Here is a 5,442-nt window from a genome sequence, read left to right as displayed (position 1 = left end):
CGATGGACTGGCTGGTCTCGCCCAGGCGCCGCGCCACCAGGTCGGACGGCGGCAGCTGGCCCCAGCGGATCGCGATGTCGGCGCGCTCGTCCATCAGGTCGACGATGCGGTCGGTCAGCGCAATGTCCAGCGTGATCTGCGGATGCAGCTCGAGCAGGCGCGGCACCAGCGGCACCAGCTTGTGGTGCCCGAAGGACACGCTCGCGTTGATGCTCACGCGCCCGCGCGGCGCGGCACCCGCGGCGGCGCAGCGCTCGGCCTCGTCCATGTCGGCCAGCACGCGCGTGCTGCGCTCGTAGAAATGCAGGCCCTCGGGCGTGAGCTGCAGCTTGCGCGTGGAGCGGTACACCAGCTGGATGCCCAGCCGCAACTCGAGCCGCGCGACGAGCTTGCTCACCGCGGAAGGCGTCATGTCGAGCAGCCGCGCCGCCGCGGAAAACCCGCCGGATTCGACCACCTGCACAAAGGCTTCCATTTCGCCGGAGCGGTTGACGTCGATGCGCGGCATGGCGGATGTCCTTGTCTGTGACTTCAATTCACAAGTGCGTGTAGCAGCGGCATTCTAGTCATCAAGGCCGGATGCCCGCACAGTACAGGACATCATGCCAATCGCTCTACTCGCCCTTACCGCCGGTGCCTTCGGAATAGGCACCACCGAATTCGTCATCATGGGCCTGCTGATGCAGGTCTCGGCGGATCTGCACGTCTCCATCACGGCCGCCGGCCTGCTGATCTCGGGCTATGCGCTCGGGGTGGCCGTGGGCGCGCCGATCCTGACCATCGCCACCCGCAAGCTGCCGCGCAAGACCGTGCTGCTCGCGCTGATGGCGATCTTCACGCTCGGCAACCTGGCCTGCGCGCTCGCGCCCAGCTACGAACTGCTGATGGCCGCGCGCGTGGTCACCTCGCTCGCGCACGGCACCTTCTTCGGCGTGGGCTCGGTGGTGGCCACCGGACTCGTGGCGCCGGAACGGCGCGCCTCGGCCATCGCCATCATGTTCACCGGCCTCACGGCCGCCACGCTGCTGGGCGTGCCGGCCGGTGCCTGGCTCGGGCTGCAGTACGGCTGGCGCGCCACCTTCTGGGCGGTGACGCTGATCGGCGTGCTGGCCTTTGCGGTGCTCGCCGTGTTCGTGCCCCGCGTCAAGGGCGAAGCCAGGCCGGCGCCGCTGCGCGAGGAGCTCGCGGTGCTGGTGCGGCCGCAGGTGCTGCTCGGCCTGGCGATGACGGTGCTGGGCTACGCGGGCGTGTTCGTGGTGTTCACCTACATCCAGCCCTTGCTGACGCAGGTCACGGGCCTGTCCGAATCGGCGGTGTCGCCGATCCTGCTGGTGTTCGGCGGCGGCCTGGCCGTGGGCAACATCCTCGGCGGCAGGCTGGCCGACAGGTCGACCATGCCGGCCGTGCTCGGCACGCTGGTGGCGCTGGCCGCGGTGCTCGGCGCGATGCAGTTCACCATCGGAACACCGTTCACGGCGGTGGTGTTCGTGGGCCTGCTCGGCATCGCTTCGTTTGCCACCGTGGCGCCGATGCAGCTGCGCGTGCTCGAGAAGGCCTCGGGCGCGGGCCAGAACCTGGCGTCGAGCCTCAACATCGCGGCCTTCAACCTGGGCAATGCGCTCGGCGCCTGGGTGGGCGGCGTGGTCATCGACCATGGCCCGGGCCTGCGCGCGCTCGGCTGGGTGGCCGCGCTGCTCACGCTCGCCGGGCTGGCGATCGCGCTCTGGAGCCGCTCGCTCGACCGGCGCGAAGGCGGCAATGCCGGGGCGGCCGATTGCGCGTCGGCCCGGGCCTGAACTCTCCATTTTTTTTCAACGACCACAAAGACACGACATCATGGAACAACGCTTTCTCGGCCGCTCCGGCTTCAAGGTTCCCGCACTCGGCTTTGGCGCCGGCACTTTCGGCGGACAGGGCCCGCTCTTCAGCGCCTGGGGCAACACCGACGTGGAGGGCGCACGCAGCATCGTCGACCTGGCGCTGGACGCCGGCGTGACGCTGTTCGACACGGCCGACGTGTATTCGAACGGCGCGTCGGAATCGATCCTCGGCGCCGCGCTCAAGGGCCGGCGCGACAAGGCCATCATCTCGACCAAGCTCGCGCTGCGCGCCGGCGACGGGCCGAACGACGTCGGCGCCTCGCGCCACCACCTGATCGCCGCGACCGATGCCGCGCTCAAGCGCCTGGGCACCGACTACATCGACATCCTACAGCTGCACGCCTTCGACGCGATGACGCCGGTCGAGATGGTGCTCGACACGCTCGACGACCTGGTGCGCGCCGGCAAGGTGCGGCTGATCGGCGCCTCGAACTTCTCGGGCTGGCAGCTGATGAAATCGCTCTCGGCCTCCGACCGGCTCGGGCTGCAGCGCTTCGTGGCCAACCAGACCTACTACTCGCTGATCGGGCGCGACTACGAATTCGAGCTGATGCCGTTGGGCCTGGACCAGGGCCTGGGCGCCATCGTCTGGAGCCCGCTCGGCTGGGGCCGCCTGACCGGCAAGGTTCGCCGCGGCCAGCCGCTGCCCGCCGGAAGCCGCCTGCATGAAACCGCCGGCTTCGCGCCGCCGGTGGACGACGAGCGCCTGTACCGCGTGGTCGATGCGATGGACCAGGTGGCGGAAGAAACCGGCAAGACGCTGCCGYAGATCGCGCTCAACTGGCTGCTGCAGCGGCCCACCGTGTCGAGCGTGCTGATCGGCGCGCGCAACGAGGAGCAGCTCAAGCAGAACCTCGGCGCGCTCGGCTGGCAGCTCAGCGCGGACCAGATCCAGCGGCTCGATGCGGCCAGCGCAGTGACGCCGCCCTACCCCTACTACCCGTACTGGAACGGTCAGTTCGCCGAGCGCAGCCCGGTGGCGGTGTGAGCTGAGCGCGGCTCGGCGGCGAGCCGGTCCACCAGCCCATCGACCTTCCGCTCTGCCTGCCGCAGCGACTCGGCCAGCTGCTCGCCGCCGAACTCGTCGCACTCCACCGCGGCCTCGAACACCTCGGTGATGCCGATGTAGCCGAACACCGAGCGCACCGTGCGCTCGGCATGGTTCAGGTGCGCGATGCGCCCGCCCGGGTCGTAGCCGTGGTCGCCGCGCGCGCCGAGCAGCACCATGCGCTTGCCCGCGTCGGCGAGCATCGGCCAGTACGGCACCGCGCCGCGCGCACGGTCGAAGCCGAAGGTGCGGCCCACGCGCACGATGTTGTCGATCCAGGCCTTGAACTGCGCGGGCACGCTGAAGTTGTACATCGGCAGGCCCACCACGATCAGGTCGGCCGCCACGAGCTGGTCGACCAGCCGGTCGCTCTCGGCCAGCGCCTCGGCCATCCAGGGCTCGCGCTCGGCGGGCACGGTGAAGGCGGCATGGATCCAGCGGGCATCGACATGCGCAGGCGGATGCTGGCCCACGTCGAGGTAGTCGACGCGGTCGTCCGGCCGCGCCTCGCGCCAGCGCTCGACAAAACGCGCGGACAACCGGCGCGTGTGCGAGCCATGGGCGTCGATGCCGGAGCGGCCCGGACGGGCACTGGCGTCGATGTGAAGAAGGTTCATTGTGTTCATGGATGAATTTCCCTGTTCTGTCTTGCGCTGCCACAATGGCGGTACAGGTCTCTAATCTAGAGACGTAGACGACCTCCGACAAACAATCATTTCTCCATCGATGAACGAGATTGGCTCATCCGTGCGGCGCCCCCGGCGCCTGCCGCCCCTGCTCTCCCTGCGGGCCTTCGAAGCGGCGGCCGCGCACCTGAGCTTCCAGCGCGCGGCGCTCGAGCTGTCGGTCACGCCCTCGGCCATCAGCCACCAGGTGCGCGCGCTCGAAGACACGCTGGGCCGGCCGCTGTTCCGCCGGCTCACGCGGCAGCTCGCGCTGACGCCCGCGGGCGAGCGACTGTTCGACGACCTGCGCGCCGGCTTCGACGCGCTCGAAGCCGGCGTCGAAAGGCTGCGCCAGCCGTCGGCCCCGCAGGCCGTCACGCTCACCACCAACACCGCCTTCGCGGCCCGCTGGGTGCTGCCGCGCATGGCGGCCTTTCGCAAGGCCTGCCCGGGCATCGAGCTGCGGCTGCATGCGAGCGACACGCTGGTCGACCTGGCGCGCGGCGGCGCCGACATCGCCGTGCGCTCAGGCAGCGGCAACTGGCCGGGCCTGGTGTCGCGCGAGCTGATGCCCGAGCGCTACGCCCCGCTGTGCAGCCCGATGCTGGGCCTGAAGCGCGCGGCCGACCTGCCGAAGCACGAGCTGATCCATTGCGACTGGCAGCCCGGCGCCGCGGCGCCCGCGCTGTGGCCGCGGTGGTTCAAGGAAGCCGGCATCGCGCCGCCGCGCGGCCGGTCGATGAAGGCCGCGGGTCTCTCGTTCTCGGACGAGACCCACGCCATCCTTGCCGCGCTCGCGGGCCACGGCGTGGCGCTGCTGAGCCTCACGCTCGCAGCCGAGGAGCTGCGCAGCGGCGCGCTGGTGCAGCCCTTCGGACCGGCGCTCGACACGGGCAGCTACTTTCTCGCGGTGGCCGCCGGGCATGAAGGCGAGCCGGCCGTGCGCGCCGTGTGGGAGTGGATTGCTTCGCAGGCTGCCTGAGGGTTGGCGCAAGGCCGCTGTTCAGGGTGCGCTCCCGCCGACGGGGTACCTTGCTCCGCGAATGTCCCCCGGCCTTCGGCCTCCTCCTTRATTTCGCTGCGCAAGGCACCCCATCGACGGGAGCGTTRTGCGGAGGGGTCGTTGATCAGCTGTGCATCCAGAGCGTGTCCTCGTGCACAGGGCATCGGGTGCTCCCCGCAGCGAAATCAAGGAGGAGCCGAAGGCGGAGGACATTCGCGGAGGGGAGTACCSGGTGGCCTGGGCACACGCCCTGAACAGCAGCGCAAAACAACCTTGGAGCACCAACAATGAAACAGAACCTGACCCGAATCCTGGCACTCACCGCAGCAGCACTCGCGACCGCGCAAGCCATGGCGGCCGACCTGAAGATCGGTTTCATCAGCTCGCTCTCGGGCCCGGTCGCTGCACTGGGCGTACCGTACGAGAAGGGCATTCGGGCCGCCATTGCCGAGCATCCCGAAATCGGCGGCCGCAAGGTCCAGCTGATCGTGCTCGATGATGCCTCCGACCCCACCACCGCCGGGCGCAATGCGCGCAAGCTCGTGGTGGAAGACAAGGTCGACGTGCTGATCGGCACCTCGGGCGTGCCGGGCGCGATGGCCATTGCGTCGGTGGCGCGCGAGCTCAACACGCCGCTGATCTCGCCCACGCCCGTCACCATCCCCGGCCCCGAAGGCGCATGGACCGTGACCGTGTCGCAGCCGTTCCAGCTCATGGTCGCGGGCGTGGTCGAGCGCATGCAGAAGTCTGGCGTGAAGACCGTGGCCTTCATCGGTTTTTCCGACGCACTGGGCGACCTGGCCTACGACTCGCTCGTGAGGAGCGCCGAGAAGGCCGGCATCAAGG

The 5,442-nt window shown here is 69.7% G+C and carries 6 protein-coding genes; 4 read left to right on the top strand and 2 right to left on the bottom strand.

The annotated features are described in order from the left end of the window. Window positions 1–508: LysR family transcriptional regulator (locus tag AC1DOC_RS17375; RefSeq protein WP_478130157.1), on the bottom strand; the 508-nt coding region annotated here is incomplete at its 3' end. Between the two features lie 94 nt (window positions 509–602). Here AC1DOC_RS17375 and AC1DOC_RS17370 point away from each other — a divergent pair. Together AC1DOC_RS17370 and AC1DOC_RS17365 are read left to right on the top strand one after the other, a co-directional pair. Next, window positions 603–1,796 carry an MFS transporter gene (locus tag AC1DOC_RS17370; RefSeq protein ID WP_478083322.1) on the top strand — a complete coding sequence of 398 codons (1,194 nt, stop codon included), beginning with the start codon at window positions 603–605 and terminating at the stop codon, window positions 1,794–1,796. 40 nt (window positions 1,797–1,836) lie between these two features. Beyond that, window positions 1,837–2,868, top strand: a complete 1,032-nt coding sequence (locus tag AC1DOC_RS17365; RefSeq protein ID WP_478130156.1) for an aldo/keto reductase — start codon at window positions 1,837–1,839, stop codon at window positions 2,866–2,868. On the opposite strand, the gene AC1DOC_RS17360 is transcribed toward AC1DOC_RS17365, so the two are convergent. Beyond that, window positions 2,835–3,554: an FMN-dependent NADH-azoreductase gene (locus AC1DOC_RS17360; RefSeq protein WP_027729632.1), complete on the bottom strand. Its 720-nt coding sequence runs from the start codon at window positions 3,552–3,554 to the stop codon at window positions 2,835–2,837. The two genes, AC1DOC_RS17365 and AC1DOC_RS17360, sit on opposite strands and share 34 nt — an antisense overlap. A 100-nt stretch (window positions 3,555–3,654) precedes the next feature. On the opposite strand from AC1DOC_RS17360, the gene AC1DOC_RS17355 reads away from it, so the two are divergent. Both AC1DOC_RS17355 and AC1DOC_RS17350 read left to right on the top strand, forming a co-directional pair. Then, window positions 3,655–4,575: a LysR substrate-binding domain-containing protein gene (locus AC1DOC_RS17355; protein WP_049808421.1), complete on the top strand. Its 921-nt coding sequence runs from the start codon at window positions 3,655–3,657 to the stop codon at window positions 4,573–4,575. A 308-nt stretch (window positions 4,576–4,883) separates the two neighbouring features. Then, the coding region (locus AC1DOC_RS17350) for an ABC transporter substrate-binding protein (protein ID WP_478130155.1) at window positions 4,884–5,442 on the top strand (559 nt) is incomplete at its 3' end.

The sequence above is a fragment of the Variovorax sp. 01T439_2 genome, from assembly GCF_056398445.1.
Note: the sequence above shows the minus strand (reverse complement) of the source record. Positions and strands in the feature narration are given on the sequence as shown.

Bases quoted from the DNA above. Each gene is read 5' to 3' on its own strand.
- AC1DOC_RS17360 (WP_027729632.1), bottom strand. From the start codon at position 3,554: ATGAACACAATGAACCTTCTTCACATCGACGCCAGTGCCCGTCCGGGC.
- AC1DOC_RS17355 (WP_049808421.1), top strand. From the start codon at position 3,655: ATGAACGAGATTGGCTCATCCGTGCGGCGCCCCCGGCGCCTGCCGCCC.
- AC1DOC_RS17370 (WP_478083322.1), top strand. From the start codon at position 603: ATGCCAATCGCTCTACTCGCCCTTACCGCCGGTGCCTTCGGAATAGGC.